General features: G+C 37.9%; 22 protein-coding genes. 2 read left to right on the forward strand and 20 right to left on the reverse strand.

Annotated features, from left to right (window positions below; all coding sequences use genetic code 11):
• Nucleotides 1–399 precede the first annotated feature (399 nt).
• The 4 genes from IGM09_RS11370 to IGM09_RS11385 form a co-directional block, all read right to left on the reverse strand.
• On the reverse strand, nucleotides 400–1,878 hold the full coding sequence (locus IGM09_RS11370) for a helix-turn-helix domain-containing protein (RefSeq protein ID WP_113826085.1): 1,479 nt from the start codon (nucleotides 1,876–1,878) through the stop codon (nucleotides 400–402).
• 766 nt (nucleotides 1,879–2,644) lie between these two features.
• Nucleotides 2,645–3,958 (reverse strand): NCS2 family permease, encoded by a 1,314-nt coding sequence (locus IGM09_RS11375; RefSeq protein WP_002355107.1) that lies wholly within the window; start codon nucleotides 3,956–3,958, stop codon nucleotides 2,645–2,647.
• Between the two features lie 143 nt (nucleotides 3,959–4,101).
• Nucleotides 4,102–4,872: an SDR family oxidoreductase gene (locus IGM09_RS11380; RefSeq protein WP_113826086.1), complete on the reverse strand. Its 771-nt coding sequence runs from the start codon at nucleotides 4,870–4,872 to the stop codon at nucleotides 4,102–4,104.
• Nucleotides 4,872–5,453 (reverse strand): DapH/DapD/GlmU-related protein, encoded by a 582-nt coding sequence (locus IGM09_RS11385; protein ID WP_002375707.1) that lies wholly within the window; start codon nucleotides 5,451–5,453, stop codon nucleotides 4,872–4,874. Before IGM09_RS11385 ends, IGM09_RS11380 begins: the two co-directional genes overlap by 1 nt.
• 107 nt (nucleotides 5,454–5,560) lie before the next feature.
• Between IGM09_RS11385 and IGM09_RS11390 the strand changes: the two genes are divergently transcribed.
• Nucleotides 5,561–6,445, forward strand: coding sequence for a LysR family transcriptional regulator (locus tag IGM09_RS11390; RefSeq protein ID WP_010776129.1), 885 nt, complete (start codon nucleotides 5,561–5,563; stop codon nucleotides 6,443–6,445).
• Nucleotides 6,446–6,464: 19 nt separating this feature from the next.
• Here the strand turns inward: IGM09_RS11390 and rbsU are convergent, their stop codons facing one another.
• The 4 genes from rbsU to rbsR form a co-directional block, all read right to left on the reverse strand.
• Entirely contained in the window at nucleotides 6,465–7,352 is an 888-nt protein-coding gene (gene rbsU, locus IGM09_RS11395; RefSeq protein WP_113826087.1) for a ribose/proton symporter RbsU, read from the reverse strand.
• Between the two features lie 20 nt (nucleotides 7,353–7,372).
• Nucleotides 7,373–7,768 (reverse strand): D-ribose pyranase, encoded by a 396-nt coding sequence (gene rbsD, locus IGM09_RS11400; protein WP_002355102.1) that lies wholly within the window; start codon nucleotides 7,766–7,768, stop codon nucleotides 7,373–7,375.
• Between the two features lie 15 nt (nucleotides 7,769–7,783).
• Nucleotides 7,784–8,701: a ribokinase gene (gene rbsK, locus IGM09_RS11405; protein ID WP_016616800.1), complete on the reverse strand. Its 918-nt coding sequence runs from the start codon at nucleotides 8,699–8,701 to the stop codon at nucleotides 7,784–7,786.
• A 91-nt stretch (nucleotides 8,702–8,792) separates the two neighbouring features.
• On the reverse strand, nucleotides 8,793–9,788 hold the full coding sequence (rbsR, locus tag IGM09_RS11410; RefSeq protein ID WP_033625158.1) for a ribose utilization transcriptional repressor RbsR: 996 nt from the start codon (nucleotides 9,786–9,788) through the stop codon (nucleotides 8,793–8,795).
• 211 nt (nucleotides 9,789–9,999) lie between these two features.
• Here rbsR and IGM09_RS11415 point away from each other — a divergent pair, with 211 nt between their 5' ends.
• A complete protein-coding gene (locus IGM09_RS11415) occupies nucleotides 10,000–10,974 on the forward strand; it encodes an alpha/beta hydrolase (RefSeq protein ID WP_016616801.1) in 975 nt (324 codons plus the stop codon).
• Between the two features lie 62 nt (nucleotides 10,975–11,036).
• Here the strand turns inward: IGM09_RS11415 and IGM09_RS11420 are convergent, their stop codons facing one another.
• From IGM09_RS11420 to IGM09_RS11475, 12 genes are all read right to left on the reverse strand, one after another.
• Nucleotides 11,037–12,404 (reverse strand): PTS ascorbate transporter subunit IIC, encoded by a 1,368-nt coding sequence (locus IGM09_RS11420; protein ID WP_002355097.1) that lies wholly within the window; start codon nucleotides 12,402–12,404, stop codon nucleotides 11,037–11,039.
• A 14-nt stretch (nucleotides 12,405–12,418) separates the two neighbouring features.
• Nucleotides 12,419–12,718: a PTS sugar transporter subunit IIB gene (locus IGM09_RS11425; protein WP_002367331.1), complete on the reverse strand. Its 300-nt coding sequence runs from the start codon at nucleotides 12,716–12,718 to the stop codon at nucleotides 12,419–12,421.
• Nucleotide 12,719: 1 nt separating this feature from the next.
• The gene (locus tag IGM09_RS11430) at nucleotides 12,720–14,729 is read right to left on the reverse strand and encodes a BglG family transcription antiterminator (protein WP_010823962.1); all 2,010 of its coding nucleotides are present in this window, start codon (nucleotides 14,727–14,729) and stop codon (nucleotides 12,720–12,722) included.
• Nucleotides 14,730–14,894: 165 nt separating this feature from the next.
• The gene (locus tag IGM09_RS11435; RefSeq protein WP_002378909.1) at nucleotides 14,895–15,119 is read right to left on the reverse strand and encodes a hypothetical protein; all 225 of its coding nucleotides are present in this window, start codon (nucleotides 15,117–15,119) and stop codon (nucleotides 14,895–14,897) included.
• Between the two features lie 46 nt (nucleotides 15,120–15,165).
• Nucleotides 15,166–15,567 carry an LPXTG cell wall anchor domain-containing protein gene (locus tag IGM09_RS11440; protein ID WP_016616802.1) on the reverse strand — a complete coding sequence of 134 codons (402 nt, stop codon included), beginning with the start codon at nucleotides 15,565–15,567 and terminating at the stop codon, nucleotides 15,166–15,168.
• Nucleotides 15,548–16,681 (reverse strand): DUF916 and DUF3324 domain-containing protein, encoded by a 1,134-nt coding sequence (locus IGM09_RS11445; protein ID WP_010707083.1) that lies wholly within the window; start codon nucleotides 16,679–16,681, stop codon nucleotides 15,548–15,550. The genes IGM09_RS11440 and IGM09_RS11445 overlap by 20 nt, the downstream gene beginning before the upstream one ends.
• Nucleotides 16,682–16,768: 87 nt before the next feature.
• On the reverse strand, nucleotides 16,769–17,458 hold the full coding sequence (locus IGM09_RS11450; RefSeq protein WP_010713776.1) for a WxL domain-containing protein: 690 nt from the start codon (nucleotides 17,456–17,458) through the stop codon (nucleotides 16,769–16,771).
• 426 nt (nucleotides 17,459–17,884) lie between these two features.
• Nucleotides 17,885–18,856, reverse strand: a complete 972-nt coding sequence (locus IGM09_RS11455; RefSeq protein WP_010713775.1) for a dimethylarginine dimethylaminohydrolase family protein — start codon at nucleotides 18,854–18,856, stop codon at nucleotides 17,885–17,887.
• Between the two features lie 111 nt (nucleotides 18,857–18,967).
• Nucleotides 18,968–20,413, reverse strand: a complete 1,446-nt coding sequence (locus IGM09_RS11460; protein ID WP_016616805.1) for an alkaline phosphatase — start codon at nucleotides 20,411–20,413, stop codon at nucleotides 18,968–18,970.
• A gap of 87 nt (nucleotides 20,414–20,500) precedes the next feature.
• Entirely contained in the window at nucleotides 20,501–22,414 is a 1,914-nt protein-coding gene (locus IGM09_RS11465; RefSeq protein ID WP_010776133.1) for an endonuclease MutS2, read from the reverse strand.
• A 344-nt stretch (nucleotides 22,415–22,758) separates the two neighbouring features.
• Nucleotides 22,759–23,502 (reverse strand): 2-dehydro-3-deoxy-phosphogluconate aldolase, encoded by a 744-nt coding sequence (gene dagF, locus IGM09_RS11470; protein WP_002361094.1) that lies wholly within the window; start codon nucleotides 23,500–23,502, stop codon nucleotides 22,759–22,761.
• Between the two features lie 3 nt (nucleotides 23,503–23,505).
• The gene (locus tag IGM09_RS11475; RefSeq protein WP_010776134.1) at nucleotides 23,506–24,609 is read right to left on the reverse strand and encodes a DgaE family pyridoxal phosphate-dependent ammonia lyase; all 1,104 of its coding nucleotides are present in this window, start codon (nucleotides 24,607–24,609) and stop codon (nucleotides 23,506–23,508) included.
• Nucleotides 24,610–24,618: the final 9 nt, after the last annotated feature.

Genomic DNA, 24,618 nt, shown 5'->3' on the forward strand with positions numbered 1-24,618 from the left:
TTCAAAAATAGGGGGAATTTCTTATGCATCTACTATGGGTATAGTAATATTTTGTGTTTATATACCGAACATATGTGTTTGGGATACACCTATTATTAGCCTTAATGAGATACAGTATTAATTGTATTAACTGTCTAAAATATTGTTAACTTATGCATATGACTCTTTACCTCTAGTTAGATGGACAAAATAGGTGCATACTGGTATCTCAATTAAAAAATATCATCTTTTCCCTCCAATGTCTTATCCTGTTTTTTTTGTTTTTTTACTTTTTTGGATAAAAACCGATCTAATTGTATAGGTCAAAAAACTAGGGTTTTGTTGTAACTAATATATTCAATCGTATACTGATACAAACAAAAAAACCTCAAATTTTATTAATTGAGGTTTCGCTTAAATTTATTTAGTATCTAAATTATTGTTAACATATTCAATGATGGAAGAACACCAAGTATGTGGAGATAAAGCATGACGAATTAAAAAATAAGTTTTTCCTTTAAAAGAGGTCGAAGGGGTATCAGAAATAATAATATCTGCCAATATATAACTTTCTACTATTTCTAAAATTTTTGTACTATATCTGTGTTTTAATGCATTCACAACAATCATTCTGTCTTCTGAATGATGTTGGAATTCAACGTATATTTTTAGAGGCTGTTCCGCAGCTAGCTTCACATAACTAGTGACTAAAGGAATTAGGCTATATTTTAATTTTGCATATGACCTTTCATTTTGATAACTATAAAAATATTTATCAAATAATACTTCAACACGTCTATCAACAACACCTTTAAATTCTACAGTATGTCTCTCAAACATAAACTGGTGCAACCCTAAATGATGAACAACAACTAACCTTTTACATAACGTATATAGCAGTTCATAGTAACAATCTTGAGATATCGAAAAGTTTTGTTTGATATCCTCTAGAAAATACATACACATTTGTATGATTTCATTTTCTTCAAGTGTCGTATAATTCTTTCCAACTAGAATTTTCTGATTTCTATCTCGTAATTCTTGTATGAAATAATGAACCATGAATAAGAAATGAATGTTTCGATCATCATTTAATACGTCGACAGTTTGATTTATATAAAATGGAAATTCACCATCGTTATCCATTACTTCACCCATCTCAACAATACTCTTAGGTAAGTAAAGCAATGATTCGTTAGCATGAGAGGTTATTTTATAGATAGCTAAAATATTCAAAATTTTATCTCTATTACAGTTGGTGAGTAACTCTAATTTATCTAATATTTTTTGGGGTTGGTAAGATAACAGCACTTCTTTTTCACTATCTTGAAATACCCAATCATTTCCATGAGACACTAACATTACTAATAAATAGTGAAAAATTATTTTGGAAGATTCACTCCCCTCAATATAAATATCAGATTTATTAACTTTCACTAATCTTAAATCTGTTTCTAAATAATAGAAAAAATTTTTCAACCTTTTCATTATTTTATAAGTATAAGAATCACTATAGAACAAGTGATCTGCTAATTCTTGCAAACAAAAATAGCGTTGCTCTAATACGAATAGCAATGCTCTATAAACACTTGAAGAAAGTAAATATTTTTTTCTTAACTCCATAAGCAACATTGTATAGGTTGCTTCATTTATTTCAGAATTAAAAGAAATAAACTTATCATTAACTACTATTATATTGTTAACCTTATCAAAAGATTGAAGACTTTCAGCTTCTTCATTCAATATTTTTAGTACTCTCTTTAACTCATGTTTAGAGACTTGGCAAAGGTTTTCTAGCTCATTCATTTGCTTACCTTTAGGATATAAATTATAAACTACAATCAAACACTTTAATTGAGTTCGGCTTAATATAAGACTTTTTAATTTATCTAGTTGCATATAAATTCTCCTTCTTATCATCTATATTTGGAGTTATATACGCCAAATATAGGATTTAAATAAAGGTAGGATTCAAATACAAAGTAGGAAATCAACAAAATTTTAGAACATCAACCAATATACTTGAAGTGTAGTCCTAATACAATAGATAAAAAGATTTAAACATCTATCAATTTTGTAAGATATTTAATACATCCTAATATTATACATACTAAAAATACACGATTGAGTTACAGGTAATATTCTTTGATAAATTAAATGAAACATTCTTAATTACGAAAATATTTTTTTGTATTTTATTCTGCTCCTATACAGAAACTTAATTCTCTATATTATCTTAAATTCAACATAATTTTCTATGTTATGAGATAGAATTTCTATTAATGTTTGTCGGTAAAAATACTTAAATTTCAAGTTCTTTTAATAGCAATTGATTTCCATAGATTACATTGTCCCCAATTAAAAAAAGCAACAACCGCTAACACAAGAGCTAACAATCATTGCTTTTTGAACTTATTTACTGTACGAAAAAAGACCTTAAAAACCAGTATTCTCAATACATTTCAACAGAAACTACTACCTGAAATCATAATTTCTGTATATTTCACTCAATTAATTCCTCTCTGTTCCTGTATCTTCACAGGTCAATGTCTTTGCAAATTATACATCAAATAAGGGGCGTTTTTCTAGTGCTTAGTCGAAAAAAATAGTTGATTCATAAGTTCATTGTCTTATGAATCAACTATTTGATAACTTTCTCTCTTGCTTATTGCGCATTCAGGATCCACATGAATCCGACAAAAACAAAGAACAAGCCATACATAATTGGCGAAACTTCTTTCCCGCGTTTTGCCGCAATCATTGTAATTGGATAGAAGATAAAGCCTAAGGCAATCCCATCTGAAATGCTGTATGTCAATGGCATTCCTAACAAGATTAAGAAGGAAGGAATCGCAATTTCCATCTCGTTCCATTTAATTTTGCTTAAGGATTGTGCCATCAAAACACCAACAATAATCAACGCTGGTGCTGTAACTTGCGAAGTGACAACTGCTAACAAAGGAGAAAATAGCAAGCTGAAAATAAATAAAATCCCGGTTGTAATAGCTGTGATTCCTGAACGACCACCCACAGCAATCCCCGCAGATGATTCAACATATGCACCAACTGGCGATGTCCCTAGTAGAGAACCAGCTAACATCGCTGTTGAATCAGCGGCTAAAGCTTTCCCCACACGCGGCATTTTATTGTCCTTCATAAAACCTGCTTGATTGGCTAAGCCCACCAACGTACCAGCCGTATCAAAGAATGTTACTAATAGGAACGTTAAAACCACGACCCACATTTGAATCGTATTGATATCTTTCACATGTCCTAACGCCACTAAAAATGTTGGTTCTAAACTTGGCGCGCTTGAAATAATCTTATCAGGCATTGGAATAACCCCTGTCGCTAAACCAACAATCGTTGAAATCGCCATTCCAATAAAAATACCACCTGGTACTCGACGAACTAACAAAATTGCAGTTACGACTAAGCCGACAATGGTGACCCACGTTGAACCAACATTCAAAGGTCCTAAGCCAACAAGTGTCGCATCATTAGCCACAATTAAGCCACCTTGGCTTAAACCAAGAAAAGCAATAAACAACCCGATTCCACCTGAAATAGCAAATTTCAAGTCTGCAGGAATTGCATCAATAATTAGCTCGCGTAATTTAAAAATTGTAATTAAAATAAATATCAATGAAGCCACAAAAACGCCTGCTAATGTCGTTTGCCAAGGAATCCCCATACCAACAGAGACTGAATAAGCAAAGAATGCATTAATTCCTAAAGCTGGTGCTGTCGCAATCGGATATTTCGCCAACACACCCATTAAAATACAACCTAAAGCACTCGCTAAAGCGGTGGCAGTAAAAACAGCGCCTTCGTCCATGCCAGAAGCACCAAGTACGGTTGGATTAACGAACAAAATATACGCCATTGAGATAAATGTGGTGAAACCAGCTAACATTTCTCGTTTCATATTCGTATTCAATTGTTCAAGTTCAAAATATGAACTTATTTTTTCTTTCATGTTCCGTCCTCCTAAAATCTAAATATTTTACAATGTTCGTAAAATATTCAATTTATTAATGAAACAACGTGTTTAATCATATAATAAACCAACAAATAAGTAAATATCAAATTCTAAATTCTGTAAAAAACGAACAATCACGATTAAAAAAAGTATTCCTTTCTAGGAATACTTTTTTTAATCGTTTGTGTGGTCGGGCGAACAACCATTTCACTGATTGACATACGATCTGGCGTGTCTATGGCAAAGACCACTGCTTGCGCAATGTCTTCCGCCTTTAAGCCCCAACTTAACTGTTCTAGATGTAACGTTTCAGCTACTACTCGATTAGAAATTGTTTGATAAAGTTCTGTTTGTACAGCACCTGGTGAAATAATCGTTGATTTAATGTTATTCTCTCTTTGTTCTTGTCGCAATCCTTCCATAATTGCTCGAACAGCAAACTTTGTTCCACAGTAGACAGCCGAATCTGGATAAACGACATGTCCTGCCACAGAATCAGTAGCAATAATCTGCCCTGATTTTTGTTCAACCATAATTGGAAGAACTGCCGCAATGCCATTTAAAACACCCATAATATTAATATCTAGCATTTGACGCCATTCTCCTTTTGGTGCTTCAATAAGAGGCGCCGTTGGCATAACTCCTGCATTGTTAAAAAGAACATCAATTCGTCCATATTTTTCCATTGTAAGCTTGATTACACGCTGAACTTCCTCTTCTTTCGTTACATCTGCTTGTTGCACGAGAATCGTTGCTTCAGGAAGTTCTTTTTTTATAGCAATTAAACGTTCTTGTCGACGTGCTGCAATGACTAACTTCGCTCCTTTTCTGGCAAGTAAACGGGCTGTTGCCTCACCGATGCCACTGGAAGCGCCCATGATAACAATAACTTTTTCTGATAATGATTTCATTATATTTCCTCCTTATCTTCCTGAATCCAACGAATAATTTTAGCTGGTGTTCCTGCAACAATAGCGTTAGCTGGCACATCTTTAGTTACAGTCGCATTAGCTGCTACGATAGCATTTTCACCAATCGTAATACCTGGTAAAACAGTGACACCCGCACCTAACCACGCAAATTTTTTAATGGTAATTGGTGCTAGCAATACGCCTCGCCGTTTCATTGGCATTTCCGGATGATTGACACTTAAGAGATTAACGCGCGGACCAATTAAAACATTGTCTTCAATTATAATGCCCCCTAAATCAACAAACATAGCTGCCCGATTAATAAAAATATTTTTACCAAAATGTATATTGCGTCCAAAATCTGTATAAAAAGGCAATAAAATCGTAACGGTTTCGTCAATTTTGTCTTGGATAATCGTGGCAAGAAGATTCCTTACTTCATTATGTGTATAGGCTTGTTGATTTAATTCTATTAAATAGCGACTATTTTCCTCTTGAATCTGATGAATAAGTTGAAATAGTGGTTCATCTTTATCAATGCTACCTGTTGCAATTAGTTCTTGGAGATTTTTTGTAAGCATTCCTAATCGCCTCCTTTTGCTAAATTTATCGTAATACGTGACAACTCCTCTGTCTAATACTTATAATAAATAGATAAGTATGCGTTTTAGTTATAGGAGGGAAAGTAATGGAATTACGAGTGATTCACTATTTCTTAGCAGTGGTCCAAGAAAAAACGATTAGTGGCGCAGCCAAACAATTGCATGTATCACAACCAACATTATCTAAGCAATTAAAAGAATTAGAGGAAGAATTAGGCGTGACATTATTTATACGAGGAAATCGACAAATACAACTAACACCTGAAGGAGAATATTTAGCTAAACAAGGGCAAGATATTTTAAGCTTAGCGAATAAAACAGTCACCAACTTGTCGCAAAATGAATTCATTAATGGCGAAATCACGATTGGTGGCGGCGAAACAAAAGCTATGTCTTTTTTAGCGAATGCACTACAACAAATAACAAGCCATCACTCAGCTGATATTCACCTTCATTTATACAGTGGGAATGCAGATGATGTAATAGAACGGCTAGACAAAGGATTATTAGATTTTGGTTTAATTATTGAGCCTGCACCTAAACAAAAATATAGCTATTTAACATTACCAATTGTAGATACATGGGGCTTAATTACTGTAAAGGACCATCCCTTAGCCACTAAAAATGTTATTACTGCAGCCGATTTAAAAGAAGAACCTTTATTTATTTCTCGACAAGCACAAGTTCCGAGCCAACTCTCTGATTGGCTCGAAGCAAGTCTAGATCAGTTCCGAATCGTTGGGACCTACAACTTACTTTACAACGCTTCACTGATGGTAGAAGCTGGGCTAGGTAGCGCCCTAAGCATTGATGGTATTCTAGAAACAAAGCAAACAAATTTACGTTTTATCCCGCTATATCCTGCTTTAACAGCCAAAATTAGTTTAATTTGGCGCAAAAATACGGTTCTTTCCACAGCTGCTGCATTATTTTTAGAACAAATAAAAAAAAGTATTCAACGCCCTGAATAATAGGTCGTTGAATACTTTTTTAAATCATCACTGTGATCGTAGCTGCTGCCAAAATCAAAACTAAGCCGATAATCGTTACGGTCATTTCCTTGGCTGTTTTCTTTTGACCTAAGAACCAAATACCTGTCAACGTTGCAAGCACAACTGATGTTTGGGATAGAATAAAGCCCGTTGCCAAGCCGTTCATATCTGGCTGCGCTGAAATTAAATAAGTTAACGCTGCAAAGGCGAAGAAAAAGCCTGAAAAAATTTGTTTGTAAGAAACAGCTTCTATAAATGGCGATATTTCCCCACCCTTAATAGTGACAACTGCTGAGTAAATAACTGCGACAATTACCATGCCTATTGCTTGTGGTAAAAAGGCATGCATGCCATCAATTGCCGTCGCTTGGGGTGCTGCAGAGTACGCCCAATAGCCGATTTCACCAACGGCTAATAGAAGAACTGCTTTTTTCATAATCCCAACACTCTCAGCGGACTCCGTTTCCGACCAGACCGTCATTTTGGCACCAATCATGATTAACACTAAGGCAAATGCGCCTAACAATTTGGCTGTCGCACCTGGCCAGTTTCCTAAGAAAAAGACACCCCAGAGAGAAGCACCTAAAAGTTGGAACGCGGTCGTTACTGGCATAGCACGTGATGACCCAATCATCGTGAAGCATTTAAACGTAATGATTTGCGCACAGGCCCAACCGACACCAGATAAAATTGAAAAGAATAAATCCATGCCCGTTGGAAAAGCTAAACCATTAATCATTGAAAAAATAGCGGCAAAAATTAATGTTCCTAAACTGGTCCCGAGAATTTGATTCACTGGACGACCACCAATTTTGGAAGCGATTGTTGGGAAAAGCCCCCAACCTAGAAGCGGTCCTAAACCGATTAATAATGCAGTCGCATTCATCTCTATTTCCCCTCTCTCGTTTAAAAGACAACGTTACTTTCTAATAAAATATTTGCGTAAGGGGTCATTTCCCCTGTCCGAATAAATGCATGGCAGTTGTTTAATTCTTGTTTCATTTCTGTATGAGGAATAAAACTGATGGGAGTTTCTGGTAAACGAGTTTTAATTGCTGTCAACATATCAGGATTTTCTGTTTTAATTTCTTCTGCTAAATAAATTCGTTGAACTGCCAATTCCTCAAGAACATTGTTTAAAACTTCCATAAAACTAGGGACACCATTGGTAACTGCTAAATCAATTTTTTCTGTAGTTCGAGGCACTGGCATGCCCGCATCACCAATACTTAATTTATCAAAATGACCCATTTGTGCGATAACGCGGGAAATATCTGAATTAATAACTTTTGTTTTTTTCATGTCGCTCGCTCCTTTTTATTTGTCTGCCAATTCGTGTTGATAAGGAATCGAAGGTTGGGCTCCAAAACGTTGAACAGTCAGTGAGGATGCCTTGTTTCCATAACGAATAGCTTCTTCCAAATTGCTAAAGTCTTTCTCTAATATACTACTTAATGCGCCAATAAAAGTATCGCCAGCAGCCGTTGTATCAACCGCTTTCACTTTAAAAGCAGGCACAATACCACTTCGTTCATTGACGTCATAAAAGGCTCCTTTACTACCTACTGTAATAATTACTGCTTCAATCCCTAATTGATGAAGTGCTTCTGCGGCTTTACGCATACTCGCTTCATCTGTGATTTTAATGCCTGTTAAAATTTCGGTTTCTGTTTCATTTGGTACAATCATATCTGTCACGTTTAGTAATTCTTCAGGAACTTGTTCTAACGCAGGTGCGGGATTTAAAATCGTTTTGACACCTGCTTTTTTAGCAATTTTAAACGCTGCAATCGTACTATCAATCGCACTTTCAAATTGGGCAATCACAAAATCACTTTTTTCAATAATTTCTTGATGTTCCTGGACTTGTTTTGGCGTAAAGGCGTTATTGGCTCCCGCGTAAATCATAATGCTATTTTCACCAGCGTTATCTACCATAATAAAGGCTTGGCCAGTAGCTGTTTTCTCTAAAGTGGTGACCCCAGTTAAATTAATTTCATCTTGACTCATTAAATCAGTCATCATAGCTCCAGCGCCATCATTTCCCACAGCACCAATAAAATATGTTTCTGCACCTGAACGTTTCGCTGCGACTGCTTGGTTCGCTCCTTTACCACCACCCGCTGTAAAATGTTCAATGGCGTGAATTGTTTCGCCTGGTTTTGGCATTTCTTTGACTCTTAATGTTGTGTCTAAATTGATACTCCCGATAATTGTAACCGCGTTCATTTTCATCCACCTCAATAAAATTTATTTTTTCATTCTAATTAAAACGTTTTAGTAAAACGTTTTAATTCCACAACAAAAATATAGCACACCTTGAAAGCTATTTCAAGGGTGCTGTCGAAAATCGTTCAATCAGTTGGACCGGTAAGGTTTGCTCCTCCCAACCTTTTGCAGGCTGATGGATTCTTTCCAATAATAAAGTCGCCGTAGTTTGCCCCAATTGAAAAACAGGTTGAGCAATTGTTGTTAGCGGCGGCGAAACATACTCGCACATATCAACATTGTCATAACCAATAATACTATAATCCTCAGGAATTTTTTTGCCCGCTTCTGCTAATCCTCGATATAAACCAAAAGCAATTTCATCATTGATAGCAAAAATTCCGGTGCTCTCTGTTTTTAAAATTTCGGGGACAGCTTGGTAGCCGCCGGTTTTTGATAATTCTGTTTCGATCAACTGGACCTTTTCCGTATAAACAGAACAAAAACCTTTTAACCGTTGCTGAATATTGACTGGCGCATGTGGTGGCATTACCACGACGACCTGTTCATGTCGTTGCTCTTGTAAATGCTTTGCTGCTAGTTGCCCACCTCTATAATCGTCTGTCAAAACAGCGTCGCTAAAGCCTTCTGCTTTTTTTTGGTCAAGTACAATAAACGGAATCTTTTTCGCACGTAGCGTTTCATTAATCGTTTGATTGGAAATTTCAGAACTTGCAATCACAAAACCATCGACACTGCGACGAATCAACTCTGTTAAATATTCATGTTCTCTTGTAACATCTTGGTCCGCATTGCATAACATCAGTATAAAATTTTCTTTGTATAAAACACTTTCAATTCCTCGAATCAATTGCGCAAAAAATGGGTTGGTAATATCAGGTACGATTACGCCAATCGTCTTACTTTTTTTCATCACCATACGTTGCGCAAAATAGTCGGGTTGATAGTTTAATCGCTCTTTTGCAGCTAATACTTTTTCGACCGTTTTCCCACTAAACCGTGCCCCATTCCCGTTTAAAATTTGTGAAACGGTAGTAATAGAGACACCTGAGTCATTGGCAACATCTTTAATTGTAACCTTTTTATTTGTCATCCTACTTCTCTCCTTGCCGTGAACGCGCCCATTCACCGGACCTCTTAATCTCATTTAATTTACTACAATCATTTACTTTACGCAACCACAAATAAATACGTACATTCGTTTAAACCGTCCTTTCATCCCTTCAACAAATTTCGTTGTTCTACTTTTAAAATGTTATACTGTAGAAAAAATGATTTACTTTTTGCTGAATGGAGGGCCCTAATTGAAAAAGAAATCGATTGGTTTGTTGTTAGCTAGCGCATATTTGTTCCACGCACGTTCTCGTCAAAAATCCTTAAAAGCCTGTCTTTTTGAAGATTCTTTACGTCTTTCCCAAATTGCTCGACTTGAACGAAATCCGAAAGTCACCAAGGCTTTTTATCATTGGCAACGATCATTAAATGAACAAGTAACTTTGCCAAAACATTTACGTCATCTTTTTCCTCTTCAAGAAATAACTCAATTTCCTACGATGTATCGCATGTCAAACTCCGTTATTGCACCTACCAAGAAAGCTGTACTGTACCTGCATGGTGGGGGCTTTACATTGAATCTCGCCTATAGCCAATTAGACTTTAGTTATAAACTAATTGAAGATCTCTCTTTTGCAACAGATTATTTTATCCCTGTATATCCATTAGCACCAAATAAGTCTTTTGCTGATATTTATAATCATTGCTATGCTGCTTATCAAGAAATTTTACAGCATTATGATCCCGAAGATGTTATTTTATTAGGTGATTCTGCTGGTGGCACATTGGTTTTAAACGTATTGCAGAATTTAGCCACCGATTTCCCTGAACGCTTACCCAAAGCTGCTGTTTTAATTTCTCCTTGGTTAGATGGACATTTAGACATTCCTGTTGCCAAAAGTTATCAAAAAAAGGACAAAATGATTGGCATGAACTATTTACAATTAATTGCCCAAGAGATTGATGACACGGCTAATCACTCCACGCTTTCTTTAAATTGCTTGTCCTTTGATTATCAAAAATTTCCGCCACTTTTTTTCGTGGGCGGCACACATGAAGTTTTTTGTCCTTCCTATCACCAATTTTTAAAACAATTAGGGCCACGACCACAAGATACTTGCCGATTGGTGCCTGGCATGCAACACGTTTTCGCAATGAAACAATACTTGCCAGAAGGACGACAAGCGCGGAAACAAATTGCACAGTTTATCCAAGAACAATGGTAAAAGGCAAATGGGACAGAAGTCAAAACGACTTCTGTCCCACTTGCCTTTTTAGAACAAAGCACTTAGTTTTCTTCGGCGACTTTTTTCTCCCGCATAGTCAAAACAGCGCTAGCCAAAAGAACAACCACTACAAAAGCAATGATTCCTCCTACTAAAAGACTCGGACCTGCCTCACCTAATTTGCCTAAAAATAGGCCTGGGATTAAATAATCTGTATCCGCAAACGTTGAGGATGCTAACTGTAGATCACCCAAGACTGGTAAAATGAATAACGGTAACCAACTAATTAATAAGCCATTAAACGCAGCCCCTAAAATCGCTCCCCGACGTCCCCCTGTGGAATTTCCAAAAACGCCTGCCGCGGCACCACAGAAAAAGTGCCCGACAACACCTGGTATAATCACGGTGGTATTCAGACCAACCATCGCTAACATTGAAATAGTTCCCACAATAAAGCTCACAAAGAACCCAATCAAGACAGCATTTGGCGCATAAGGAAAGATAATGGGAACATCAAGTGCTGGTTTAGAATTAGGCACTAATTTTTTAGCAATTCCTTGGAAAGCTGGCACAATTTCTCCTAAAACCATCCGCACACCCTGTAAAACCACTACGAAACCAGCCGTAAAGGTTCCTGCTTGAATTAATGAAAAGATGATCGCATTTTCGCCATTGCTTAACTCATGCTCGACATAGCCTGTCCCAGCCAGCAAAGCCAAAATCACATAGACAATCGACATCAAAATCATAATTGAGATGGTTGAGTCTCTTAAAAAACCAAAACTTTTAGGAATTTTAATATCTTCCGTTGACTTTTCTTTATTCCCAAAGACTTTTCCAATAAAGCCACTTGCCGCATAACCAATATTCCCTGTATGCCCCATTGCTACTTTATCATTTCCAGTAATTTGTTTCATAAAGGGCTGACAAAGAGCAGGTGTCACTGTTAATAAAGTTCCTTCAAATAAACCACCTAAAAGAATCATTGGTAAACTAACGCTAAAACCGGCCCCCACTAAAATAACGGCTGTCAAACACGAAACGTACATCATCGCTTGACCTGTCAAAAAGATATATTTAAAACGTGTAAAACGCGCCAACAGAATATTAACAACCATGCCTACCAACATAATCAGAGCAGTTGGTGTCCCATATTGTTGCAAGGCAATCGCTACAACTGCTTCATTACTAGGCACCACGCCTTGTGTATTTAATGCGGTTTGAAACATCTCCGCAAAGGGCGTTAATGAGTTCGCCAATAGCCCTGCGCCACCAATTAAAACTAAGAAGCCGACGAATGTTTTCAACGTTCCTTGAACAACATCAGAAAATTTCTTTTTCTGTAAAACTAATCCCAACAAAGCAATTAATGAAACCAGAATCGCTGGCTGGCTAACAATTGAAACAAATAAATTCAATAAAGTTTCCATGTTTTTCCTCCTTCTTATTGATGTGCAATGCCATTGTCATCTAAAACTTTCAAGACTTTCTCCTTCGTTTCATCGTAATCAATAATCGCATTTAAAGGAATGATTTTTTCAGCAGGAATTGACCCTAAAGCATCTTGCAATGTTTTTTCGACAAAGAAGTAATCAGCCATATCACCACTGGCACTCCCGACATCTGTGTGATCAATTTGAAAATTATCTGTATCAACACCGACTTCCTCTAAAATTTGTTGGATATTCATTTGCACCATAAAACTTGTTCCTAAACCACTTTGACAAACTGTAAAAATCTTCATCTTATTTCTCTCCTTCTTGGATAATTGATAGTATTTCTGGGACGGTTTCAGCCGCCACTAAGCGATGTAATGATTCTTTTTTTGATAGAATTTTTGTCAGACTAGATAAGGCCCGTAAGTGTGTTTCGTTATCTGAAGCAGCTAAACAAATAAAAAGGTGAATTTCATGCTTAGGATCTTCTAATAAATCGACACTTTTTTGGATTTTTAGTAATGACATGCCTAACTGATTAACGCCATCTTCTGGTCGCGCATGAGGCAATGCTACGTCTGGACAGATATGGATAAATGGCCCAAACGATTCGACTTTTTGAATCATTGCATCAATGTACTTTTCCGTAATACTGCCATTTTTTAATAACGGCTTGGCAGCTTCTGTGATTCCCGCTCGCCAGTCTGCAACTTCAGGCAGGACTTGGACTGTTTCTGTTGTTAATAATTCCGATAACATTGGACGCAGATCCTCCTCTTTTTCTAAAATTTTGTTCATTTTACGATGCAAGACACGATATAACTGCGCTTCTGTGACTCCTTTTTTTAAGGAAATGTAAGGTTTTAACGCATCTAAAATATCTTTAACATCTGGCATGGAAATACCTGGCAATAACCAATCTGATTGAACTTGGTGCATCAATTGATTTTTCTCCAAAGAGCTCATAATGGGCTTGGTAAGATAAACCTTTTTGGCTGTTTCAATAGGGACCGTTGAGAAAATGATGTCATAACTTTTTTCAGATACATTCTCTATTTCCCTCACCGCATTCGTTTCTTTAAATTCAATCATTGGAAATAGCCGACGCAATTCCGATTGCAAAATCAACGAAGAACTGATACCACTGGGACAAACAATTAGCGCTTTTAGCTTTTCTTGCCGCTGTTCATTTTTTTGCCCGAAAATTTCTCCACCAAATAATATGGTGAAAAAACCGATTTCCTCTGGCGGGATTGAACGTTTCGTTAATTTTTCTAAAGGAGCTAACGCTTGTTCACAAAGATGATAAAGCGACCGATACGATTGTCGAATATCCTTGATTAAAACATTCGGCAAGTAAAAGCCATAGTTAATCCGAAAATAAGCAGGAACCAGATGATAATACACATTCATGAGCAATTCACGAGGCTGTTCAAATTGAACAACGGCCAACAATTCCATTTTCCGAATAATTTCACCAGAAATATCTAATAAAAACTCTAACTTCGTATCTCGCAATTCTCCTTGCAAGGCTGTCATTAAACAAATCGTGAAAAAAAGACTCTCAGTTTCTGCATTCGCCACTGGCCCAACTAAATCACTTAAAATACGACGACTGACGGGATAAGCGCGTAAGGACTGAATTAACTGGTTCTCAGGCCAGACGACTGTTTCATATTTGCCTAATCTTTTTTGAGAAAAAGCAAGAAAGTAACTAATTTCATCCAATCTGCTGGGTACCAGTTGAAGCTGCGCTTCCTGGACGGCTAATTGAATGCCGTCACGCATTTTTGCGTATTGGCTCATTTGATGCTGACTGAGCCAGCAAAATAAAGCAAAGGTGCCCGACTTTTGTTGTAAGAGGCGGGCAAGCCAATTTTTCCCGAAACGACGAATCCGAAATTCATCTCCTTCTAGGTAAAACCCTCGTTTTCGTTCGTAGGATAAAGCAATATTTTCAGTTGCTAGTTGGTGTCGTACTTTTTTGATGTCAGCTAAAATAGTACCTTTCGAAACATCTAAAAAATTTTGGTAATGATACACCGATAGTTCTTCGATTTCTGAATAAGTGAGCAAAAAAATAAGTGCTTGTCTTTCTGTTTCGCTATAAATCACTTGACGTTGTTGAAAAAGTTGTTTTCCCCATTCATTTGCGGAAAGGTTTGGAATGCTGACGATATTCTGTTGAACTTCTCCGCCTATTGTCGAAAGTTGCGTCACTAATTCTCGTTGCGAAAGATCGGTTATTTGTTGAGCCAAAGAGAGCGCAATTTTTTGCCCTGCATACTCGTCAAGGAGATAACTTATTTTATAATTCACAGCTGTGTCCTCCTCCTGTAATTATCATATAATGATAGCGCTTTATTTTCTATCTAAGTTGGGTACAAATGTCTACTGTACTTTTTTGATAAATTGTACCGTTCTTTATTTTAAAGTTAACAAAAACCCGTTGCAAGTTTCTCAAAAACTTACAACGGGTTGTCTTTATGTTAATTGTGTTTGTAATGCGATATTCAGCAAGATAGCTATTGCTACCCAGCCACCACACATCACCAGAAGCAGCCAACTAAACATTGATTGTTTTACTAAAGACTGCTTAGGCTTTGCTTGATGAACAAAATTCATGCTATTTACTAAGAACAGTAAAAATAAAGCAAAACAAAGGACGGCCAAGCCAGCACAAATCCAAATCCACATCGTAATCTCCATCTATATTCCTCCTTCTACAATTGACTCTGTTTATAAAAACAGCACATTATTTTTCCTTTTTCCTTTTTTTATTCAAATAATAGAAACTTATTAGTACTACGAGTAAACATGCAATACCAAGGCTGTAAAGCCACGTGCTATTTCGTTCACCTGTCCTTGGTAAGGACGTCTGTGCAGCTGTGGGATTCGTCTTAGCAGTGGTTTTTCTGCTCACTTTGTCTTGTTGTTGTGACGTTTTTTTACCTTTATTAGTGACTGGTTGTTCTGTTGACTTAGTGCCACCTTTCGTTTTTAGAGGTGCCTTCCCTCCATAAAACGTCACACCGATATTCGTTTGTCCCGCTTCTTCTGCAAAGCTCTCAGAAGAAGCGGTCAGAATCGCAATGCTGACGGTTAAAAGTATTCCCAATGTCACCAGAAGTGATCCTTTACTTTTCGCTGTCATCATCGCGCACTCCTTGTCTATTTTTCAAGGCTGCCTGTTTTTCTTGTTGTAAATAGGCTTGTTGTTTTAGTATCGCTTTCTGTTGTGTAAAACGCCAAATAGCTAGAATTAGACTCACAATTGTTGCAGCTAACAATCCATAAAAAGCTTGATTCCACCAAGTCGGTAGGACCAATTTCACTACTGCTTCTTTGTTTAATTTCTTGGCTTCTTGACTACTGATGGTAAATTCTTGCTTAAACGGCCACACTTGTTGTTCATCTTCTTTCAAGACCGCTTCTCCTTCAAAAATATAGGTTCCTGGACGTACATCTTCTTTTCCAAAATCTAAGTGGAAGTTCATCGTTGAATTCGGTGCAAAACGAACACTTGGTAAAATCCGTTTGGCATATTCTTTCGTTTCGCCTTTTTTCGTTACTTTTCCTTCTAAACGTACTTCAGGAAAAATAGCGGATGTCGGATTCTGAATAACCGCTTGGACCGATTTATTTCCTAAAGCAATGGTCGGAACTAATTTAACTAATTGAAGAGTCTCTGCTAGATACATCGGTGTATCTTCTGACATTCGTAAAGCAATTGCTACATTAAATCCATATCGACTGGTTAAACCCGTTGATTTTCCTTTTTCTTCCTTTTCATCTTCTGCAAGCGAAGCATAAACACCACCCAAAACTAATCCTTGGAAACCATTCGCTGGAATTTCGACAGTCATTTTGGCTGTTACGGTTTTCTTAGCGGGAACTTTTACATGTTCCTCAGGTAATTTAATTAATGTTGTCAATGGTACTTTTAAACTTGAATCTGGTTTTTTCTCAAAATCATTGTACACAATTAAACCATTGTCATTCGTCACAGCATTCGCCAAATTTAAATCAATCGTTAATTCTTCATTTGTTTTATTAATTAATGACAGTTCTACTTCTTGTTTCTGTCCTGGTTTCACAATGAGATCGTAGTAGGATTGCGTATTTTTCGCTTGATTCTCTGGAATATTGGGTTTAACTGTAAATTTTGTATTCATGTTGTCATCCGCTTCTTCTGCTTGTACAGCAGAAGGGATGCTTAATGCCATCACACAAATAAAAACTGTGACGATTAGCCAGCGCATTGTCTTCATTATTTGTTCCTCCTATGTATCGAAAAGGAGCCGTGCACCAGTGCGCAGCTCCTTTTCTAGTAATGCAGTATTCTCGTTAGTAACTGTTTATGGCGCAGCCACTAATGTCCAAGTTACGTTACCTGTATACGCACCATTTGTAATTTTTGAACTAGGTGTTGTAATGTTTAATTTTACATTTGATAATTCAGAATCCCATGTACCTTGACCTTTACCAACTGCTGCTGTAGCAATTGATACAGCTGCTCCACCTACTGGAATAGTTGTTCCAGCAAATTCAGGGCTTCCTGGGTCTGCTGCAAAGGCAGCCACATCACGTGAGTATGTTTTTGCTGTTTCATCGTATTTAGCTACCGCACCTGTTTGCGCAAAGGTAATTGAACCTTCTAAAGTAGCAGTACCATTTTTCATTTCAGCAACGCCTGCAGTAACTGACCAACCAGCTTGTGTTCCACGAACATCCCCGACCGCATAACGTTTTGTTTGTGTACCATTTGCATCTAATGAAATCGCTGATAAATCAGAACTAACTTCTGTCGAAGCAAATTTGAACTCTGTTGGAACATATAACAAATCAAAATTTGTATTCGAGCCTGGTTCTGGTTCTTGTGTGCTTCCGTCATCTCCATCACCATTACCACCTGGCAATGAACCACTTGTCATCTCTACGTTTGCTGGTGTTGTACCAGTCGTTGTTGCATGTGCTGCTGCAGGAGCGATGCTTGCCCCTAAAATTGCCGTTCCTGCAAATAAAGTTACCAATGTTTTTTTCTTCATTTTACTCTCTCCTTTATTATCTTGGTTGATTAATGAATAAAAAAGTGAAAAACTTTTCTATCTCAGTAGAACGTAAACTAAGTATAGCGAAAAAAAGACTGCTTGTGATTTCAAATTTTAAACACCTCATGCAAAAAAAATGAATTTACTATAACATCACGGTTCCAACGACTTTTCGTGTCTTTGAAAACGTAATTTTCAAAAGAGATATTGTTTTTCCCCATTTATAAAGTGGTAATTTTATAAAAAAACAGCGAGAAAACGTCAAAACATTAGTAATGAACACTAACATTTTGACGTTTTCTCGCATTTATTAAATCAAAATTTCCTCAATATTTTAAAAAAAAATAGTGAAAACTAAAATTATATCGTTTTCATAGACAAAACGTACATTTTTTCTTACGAAAATTGATAATCACTCGCTGACTATTCTCTAATCAACGCTTGCGTTGTACAACGGAAAGAACCACCTAACATTCTAGAAACATGGTAATCAATTGCCTCAACTTTGATACCTTTTGCTTCTATTTGAGGAATTAAGGTTGTAAACGATTGGTCCGTTATATACGTTTCTTCGTTAAGCGGTAGACCATTTGTCACTAAATACGCTGCTTCTTGCAAAGTAACGTGAATTTTTTCCCAGTTTGCTAATTGCGCAGGAAGTCCATCCAAAAAGGCCTCTTCACAAACAATCATCAAGCCTTCTCTCAACAAGCTTAACGCACAATCTAAGTGGAGAATATGCGGATGTAACCGAACCGGTACCACTTCATAACCAAAATGACCAATCATATTGGCTAACCACTGAATTCCTGCTAGGTTACTTGCCAAGCCAGAGTAGCCCACAAAAATTGTTTTTCCTAGAACTAAAACATCGCCGCCTTCAATAAAGGGACCTGCTTCACTTAAAGCCCCTTCAGAAATGTCAGGTTGTGGCGCAGCAAAATAATAGCCTTCTGCTTCTTGTGTCCACTGCTGAATAATCGGACGAATTGGTAAAATTTCTTGTCGACGGTGTTGAAATCTTAAGTTTCCTTCTATTAAGAGATTGCCAATTGTAAAAAAAGGGTCTCGTGAAAAGAAGTTACTATATCCTACGCCCAATTCCTTGCCATGTTCTTTTTCATAGTTTGTCAATAAACGTGGACGAAATACTTCTACGCCATAAGATTCTAATACTCCTTGCATGACTTCTTTTTCTTTTTCCCAACGAACTTGTTGTTCTGGTGCAAAGTCTGCTAAATCACGCCCTTCATTATTCTGTGTTAAACGGGCATTTTCCTCTGTTAAAAAAGTCGTATCCGCTTCATCAAATTTATCTGGTAAACAAAATTGCGATTGTGCTAAAACAACTGAACGCAACGGTGCAAATTCACTTTCAACATGCATTTTTTTCATTATTTGACCTCACTTTTATCTGGTTACCTTCATTATAACAGAGATAAAATTTTTATGCCTTTAATGAAGAAAAAGCAGAACGTATAGAAGTTCTGCTTTTTCTTTATTTTGTTATTTGCCAATACCTTTATCTTTAATCTCAGCTTTTTGCCCGGTGCCATCTACTAAGCCAAAAATAATCTTAGCTTGGTCTGTATTATCAATTTGTCCTGAAAAAGCTTCTGCTTGTGGGCCATAAGCATAGACATTTACATCTTCTCCCGTGTGTCCGCCAGTAGTCCAACCAGTATTCGATCGTTCATCAAAAATCTTTCTTAATGCCTGAGCGATTTTTTCAACATCTTTTGACTCCGCAGCTGTTTTCACTGCTTTCAATTCAGCCTCACTTAATTGAAAATCAATATACTCAGTCACTGTTTTTTCCACATTACCATTTTTAATAATTTCTTCTGCCATGAAATCAGGCGTGCGTTTTGCCGCATGTAAAGGCTCCGTCAACCAGTTGTATTGATCTCCTTTGCCTAAAGACAAGCCACCTGTTGAATGATCTGCAGTTGTAACCACCAATGTTTCACCATCTTTTTTGGCAAAATCGATAGCCTTTTCAAACGCCGCTTCGAAATCTTGCATTTCGCTCATCGCGCCAACAATATCATTGCTATGCCCGGCCCAATCAATTTGACTACCTTCAACCATTAAAAAGAAACCTTTTTCATTTTTATCTAACCGTTGAAGAGCCGCTTCTGTCATATCAGCTAATGAAGGGACTTCTTCCGTTCGGTCAATCATTTTAGGTAGCCCGCCTGGTGCAAACAAGCCTAAAATTTTGTCGTCTTGGTTCTCATTTAACGACTTTTTATCTGTGACATGACCATAACCCGCTTGGGAAAATTCTTTGACTAAATCACGATCTTTCCGCGCAAATAATTCGGAGCCGCCGCCAAGTAACACATCGACTTTGTGTTGTCCGTCGATTTTATCATCAAAATAGTCATCGGCGATTTCTGCCATATTTTTGCGTGAAACATTATGTGCGCCATATGCAGCAGGGGTTGCATGTGTTATTTCAGATGTTGCTACAAGCCCCGTTGATTTCCCCACTTTTTTCGCACGTTCCAGCACTGTTTCTGTTTTGGACTTGTCATTATCGAGCGCTATAGCATTATTATAGGTTTTTACTCCGGCAGCCATCGCTGTCGCTGCGGACGCTGAATCGGTGACATTCTCTTCTTCATCTTCTGGATAAGTGGCTTGTTGCCCAACCAAATAGGTATCAAAAGCTGTTTGGGGAACACGCTTGTCTGAGTGATTGGCTTTGAAATAGCGATAGCCCGTTGTATACGGATTCCCCATGCCATCTCCAATCATAAAAATAACATTTTTTACTGGTGCTTTTTCAGATTCAGTTGCCTTCGCTTCAGCAACCTCTGTTTGTTTTTCGCCGCTTTTCTGTTCAGATAAATTTGTACAACCCGCTAATGTTGTGAATGTTAATAAGGTAACCCCTAGCAAAGCTCTTTTCTTCATTTCCTTGTTTCCTCCTTCATATCTACCCATACATTGACTATAACAAGTCTTAGTTGATTTCTGATAAATAACAAGTAAACAAAGTGTTAAGTTGTTGTATTGCTTCTGTTAAGTTCCTTATTTGTCGCGTCTTGCTGCTCTTTTTTCGGCCTCTTTGCGTAATTGTTTCTGCGCTTTTTTTGAGCCGCGTTCAATATCTTTGAGTTTCTTTCGTTCATGGAAATCTGTAAATAAACTTTCTAAATCATAGTCTTGCGGATATAGATCTTGTGCTTTCGCTTGTAATTTCAACCGTCTTCGTGGTACATTTTCAATTTTATCATTCACAAATACTTGGATTTCTTGTTCACCCTCATCTGTAAAAACCAACCCAATTTGTTGTGTTTCTGTCAATAGGACACGATCACCTTTTTGATAACGGTGTGTTTCTTCTACAAACGTGGCAAAGGTCGTTTCTTTTGCTTTCAGGGGTTTAAATAGACTTCGATTAGTAGGGTATTCTTTCCGCTGAATATAATGAGCCGCCTTTTCAATGAGCTGTGGCTCCATCTTCATTTTACGTGCAATCCAAAGCGCCTGACTATCGCCAACTTCACCAATTTTCAATTGATATTTGGGCGTTAATGTTTCACGATCGAAGGCCATTGCGGCGGGCACAAAATCGTCATGCTCTTGGGCAAAACGTTTAATTTCACCATAATGGGTCGTTGCAACTACCAAGGCTCCCTTTTGATACATCGTTTCCATGATCGCAATCGCTAAGCCAGCTCCTTCGTTCGGCTCGGTGCCACTGCCAATTTCATCTAATAAAACAAGTGTGTGTCGCTTAACGTTACGCAACATTTCCGCAATATTTTTCATGTGCCCAGAAAAAGTGCTTAACGCATTTTCCAGATTTTGCTGATCACCAATATCGACAAAAATTTCATCTAATACTGGAATCTCTGTGCCCGCTTGTGCTGGAATTTGCAACCCAAATTGTGTCATGACAGTCAATAAGCCCACCGTTTTCAAGACAACCGTTTTACCACCAGCATTGGCACCTGTAATGACAAGTCCTCGATACTCTGCTCCTAAAGAAAACGTCAATGGTACTGCGTGTTCTAATAAAAGAGGATGTTTTCCTTGAACAATGCGCAAGCGTTCTTCTTTGTTTACTTTTGGCGTAATCCCACCAATTTCGCGACTATACTTTCCTCGTGCAAAAATAATATCTAAGGTGGTCATTGTATCGACGGCTTGATCGACTAGTCGTTCTTGCTCATTGATTAACCCTGTTAGTTCTGCCAAAATTTGATATTCTTCCGCTGTTTCTTCCGCTTTTAAGAGTGTCAATTGTTCATTTAATTTACTAATTGCTACAGGTTCAATAAAGACCGTTTGTCCTTTATTGGATTGCTCAATGATTGTGCCTGAAACCTTATTTTTATAGCTAGCTTTGATTGGTACCGTGTAATGTTCCCCTTTTTTCACCATCATATTTTCTTGAATATACAGTTGATTATTTTTATTGCGTAAAAATTTGGTGACTTTTGTTTCAATGTCTTGTTGGCATTCATTGATTTGACGCCGAATTTTTCGAAGTTGACGGGAAGCATCGGTGGCAACTTTTTGGTTATGGATTTTCGTATAAATTTGTTCTTCGATTGCTCTGAAATCAGCTAAGTGCTGACTGTAACTAAATAGGCGTGGTGTTTGGTATTGATTTTTTTCAAAAAACTTCTGGATTCGCTGACTACTTCTTAAAAAGTCAGCCACCTCAATCAATTCGTTTGGTGTAAGAATTAAGCCTTTTTTCACTTGTTGAAGCAAGCGGGTAATTTGACTCAAGCCCATGAAAGGGACGTGTTGTCCGCTATCAATAATTAAGCGGGCCTCGGTTGTTTCCGTTAAGCGGGACTGCACTGTTTCTAAACGTGTTGCAGGGACCATTTTTGCCAACCGTTCTTTACTATACTCGCCAATCGCACGTGTTTGAACTTCTTTAAGAATTGTTGTAAATTGTAATTTTTGAATGGTTTCATGATTCATTTTTTTTCTTCCTTTCTATCACGAAAAGAATACCTGGCGCCTTTAAATAAAAACCAGTTTCTATAGAAAAAAGAGGACAGCGTTCTACCGCTGTCCTCTTTATCGTTGGATAAAGGTTACTAAAGAAACCTCTTTTAAGTGAGGTATTTAGTAAATGAGATGACTGACAGGTATCACTTTCTAAGCACACCAAATAAACCTTGCTTGGTTCACTGGTTATTCAACTTATCAATTAGATACCTACGACACTCACCAAAATACCCCACATTCATTTGTTGGTTTTTATTTATTCTCCACTTGAGAGTAGCAAATCTGGCGGAGAAAGTCAACTAAAGATTGGCCCTTTACTTATTCAATGTGTTTTTCATCATGGTTAGTAACGTTTTCACGTCTTCTGTTCTAGTGTCCCCTGTTTCTTGATCGATAATTGAGCTGTAAACATGAGGAATGATTTTTTTAACGCCCGCATCCACCGCAATTTGAACAATTTCTTCAAAGTTTTCTAAATCAATGCCCCCTGTTGGTTCTAAATAAAAGTCATACTTGGCACAAGCTGCTGCTACTGCTTGGTATTCTTCTTTGTGAGCCAAGCCTTTCATCGGGAAATATTTAATGGAACTGCCCCCCATGTCTTTCAACAATTTGATGGCGGTTTCGATAGGTACTTCCGCCGCTGGCGCACCAGAGCTTAACGGACCTGTCGCAATGTTGACATAGCCAACTTTGCCTGTGGGTGAAACCAAGCCATTAATCACTGTTTCGTCTTGACGAAGTAAGGCCCGCGAAGCGCCGACACCTGTGAAGACTTGGTTCACGTGTTGCGGTTGTAAAACTTCTGATAAGCGAGCCACCATTTGACTTTGATTAGGATCGCCAGCCCCTAAGCCAACAGATAAAGCGTTGTTGGTTGCTGCTTGGTATTTTTTCATATCGTCAATGGCTGCTTCATCGGTTTCATAGTTTTTTGAAAGGACGCCTAACACAACATGCCCTTCTGCTGCTTCATAACAGGCTTGGGCATTTTCTACTGAATTGGCTAAGACGTTTAAACAAATGCGTTCTTCTAAATAATTAGGTTTTAATGACATGACTTATTTCTCCTTTGTGTCCATAATTTCTTGTAATCGTTGCACGATTTTGTTCATTTCTTCTTGATTGACAGAACGAATGTCAAACTCAATGATGCCATTGTTGGCTTGATATTCTCGCGTATAAATGGCTGGACTTTTTGCTTTTAATGCTTGGATGACTTCCTTGGCGGTTTTTCTGCCGTTCACTTTGACACTGGCGCGATAAATGTCTCGGCCAGCGCCATCTTGGACGATTTTGGCGGTTAAATCTGACAGGTTGTTGATGGCTTCAACAAACGGTTTTAAGCGTTCTTGCATCGAAACCCCTGATTCACTGCCATGCGCCAAGTATTCTTCCACTGCTTGCGTAAAGCCCAGGATATTGTCTTTGCCAATTTTCATTGCTCGACCAATGCCTTTACCTTGTAGGCGCACCCAGTCAATGTATTCTTTTTTCCCGACCACTAAACCGGCACTTGGCCCTTCAATGGCTTTGGCGCCGCTGTAAATCACCAAATCAGCGCCTGCTTCAGTGTATTTGAAAAGATCTTCTTCTGCTGCCGCGTCAACAATTAGCGGCACCTTGTGGCGTTGCGCCACTTTGGCCGCTTCGGCCACCGTCAGCATACTTTTTTGCACGGTATGATGGCTTTTGATGTATAGAATGGCCGCTGTTTTTTCGGAAATCATCATTTCCACGTGTTCTGGACTGCACATGTTGGCGTAGCCAGCTTCCACCACTTGGCCGCCGCCTTGCGCTACCATGACTTCTACAGGCGTGCCGTAGTCCACGTTGTGCCCTTTAGGTAAAACAATCTCTCGCTGTTCGATTTTTTCTGTATAGGGATGATATGCGTGGTACAAGCTGCCTTTTCCAATCAAGGCAGCCACCGATTGGGCAATCCCCGCCGAAGCCGAGGAAACGATTTGGGCATCTTCTACCTTCAACAAGTTGGCTAAAAAGGCCCCTGTTTGCAGACTAAGTTCACTCATTTCAAAGAAATGTTCGCCGCCGAATCGTTGAGCCGCTAGGACTGCCTCCGAAACTTTGGAGACACCTAGAATGGTCATTTTCCCAGAAGCATTGATGACTTCTTTTAAGTGGAATTTTTCGTAACTATTCATTATTTTCTC

The sequence above is a fragment of the Enterococcus sp. DIV0167 genome, assembly GCF_050541555.1.
GTDB classification, from domain to species: Bacteria; Bacillota; Bacilli; order Lactobacillales; family Enterococcaceae; genus Enterococcus; species Enterococcus faecalis.

Bases quoted from the DNA above. Each gene is read 5' to 3' on its own strand.
- IGM09_RS11370 (WP_113826085.1), bottom strand. From the start codon at position 1,878: ATGCAACTAGATAAATTAAAAAGTCTTATATTAAGCCGAACTCAATTA.
- IGM09_RS11375 (WP_002355107.1), bottom strand. From the start codon at position 3,958: ATGAAAGAAAAAATAAGTTCATATTTTGAACTTGAACAATTGAATACG.
- IGM09_RS11380 (WP_113826086.1), bottom strand. From the start codon at position 4,872: ATGAAATCATTATCAGAAAAAGTTATTGTTATCATGGGCGCTTCCAGT.
- IGM09_RS11385 (WP_002375707.1), bottom strand. From the start codon at position 5,453: ATGCTTACAAAAAATCTCCAAGAACTAATTGCAACAGGTAGCATTGAT.
- IGM09_RS11390 (WP_010776129.1), top strand. From the start codon at position 5,561: ATGGAATTACGAGTGATTCACTATTTCTTAGCAGTGGTCCAAGAAAAA.
- rbsU (WP_113826087.1), bottom strand. From the start codon at position 7,352: ATGAATGCGACTGCATTATTAATCGGTTTAGGACCGCTTCTAGGTTGG.
- rbsD (WP_002355102.1), bottom strand. From the start codon at position 7,768: ATGAAAAAAACAAAAGTTATTAATTCAGATATTTCCCGCGTTATCGCA.
- rbsK (WP_016616800.1), bottom strand. From the start codon at position 8,701: ATGAAAATGAACGCGGTTACAATTATCGGGAGTATCAATTTAGACACA.
- rbsR (WP_033625158.1), bottom strand. From the start codon at position 9,788: ATGACAAATAAAAAGGTTACAATTAAAGATGTTGCCAATGACTCAGGT.
- IGM09_RS11420 (WP_002355097.1), bottom strand. From the start codon at position 12,404: ATGGAAACTTTATTGAATTTATTTGTTTCAATTGTTAGCCAGCCAGCG.
- IGM09_RS11425 (WP_002367331.1), bottom strand. From the start codon at position 12,718: ATGAAGATTTTTACAGTTTGTCAAAGTGGTTTAGGAACAAGTTTTATG.
- IGM09_RS11435 (WP_002378909.1), bottom strand. From the start codon at position 15,119: ATGGAGATTACGATGTGGATTTGGATTTGTGCTGGCTTGGCCGTCCTT.
- IGM09_RS11440 (WP_016616802.1), bottom strand. From the start codon at position 15,567: ATGATGACAGCGAAAAGTAAAGGATCACTTCTGGTGACATTGGGAATA.
- IGM09_RS11445 (WP_010707083.1), bottom strand. From the start codon at position 16,681: ATGAAGACAATGCGCTGGCTAATCGTCACAGTTTTTATTTGTGTGATG.
- IGM09_RS11450 (WP_010713776.1), bottom strand. From the start codon at position 17,458: ATGAAGAAAAAAACATTGGTAACTTTATTTGCAGGAACGGCAATTTTA.
- IGM09_RS11455 (WP_010713775.1), bottom strand. From the start codon at position 18,856: ATGAAAAAAATGCATGTTGAAAGTGAATTTGCACCGTTGCGTTCAGTT.
- IGM09_RS11460 (WP_016616805.1), bottom strand. From the start codon at position 20,413: ATGGGTAGATATGAAGGAGGAAACAAGGAAATGAAGAAAAGAGCTTTG.
- IGM09_RS11465 (WP_010776133.1), bottom strand. From the start codon at position 22,414: ATGAATCATGAAACCATTCAAAAATTACAATTTACAACAATTCTTAAA.
- dagF (WP_002361094.1), bottom strand. From the start codon at position 23,502: ATGTCATTAAAACCTAATTATTTAGAAGAACGCATTTGTTTAAACGTC.
- IGM09_RS11475 (WP_010776134.1), bottom strand. From the start codon at position 24,609: ATGAATAGTTACGAAAAATTCCACTTAAAAGAAGTCATCAATGCTTCT.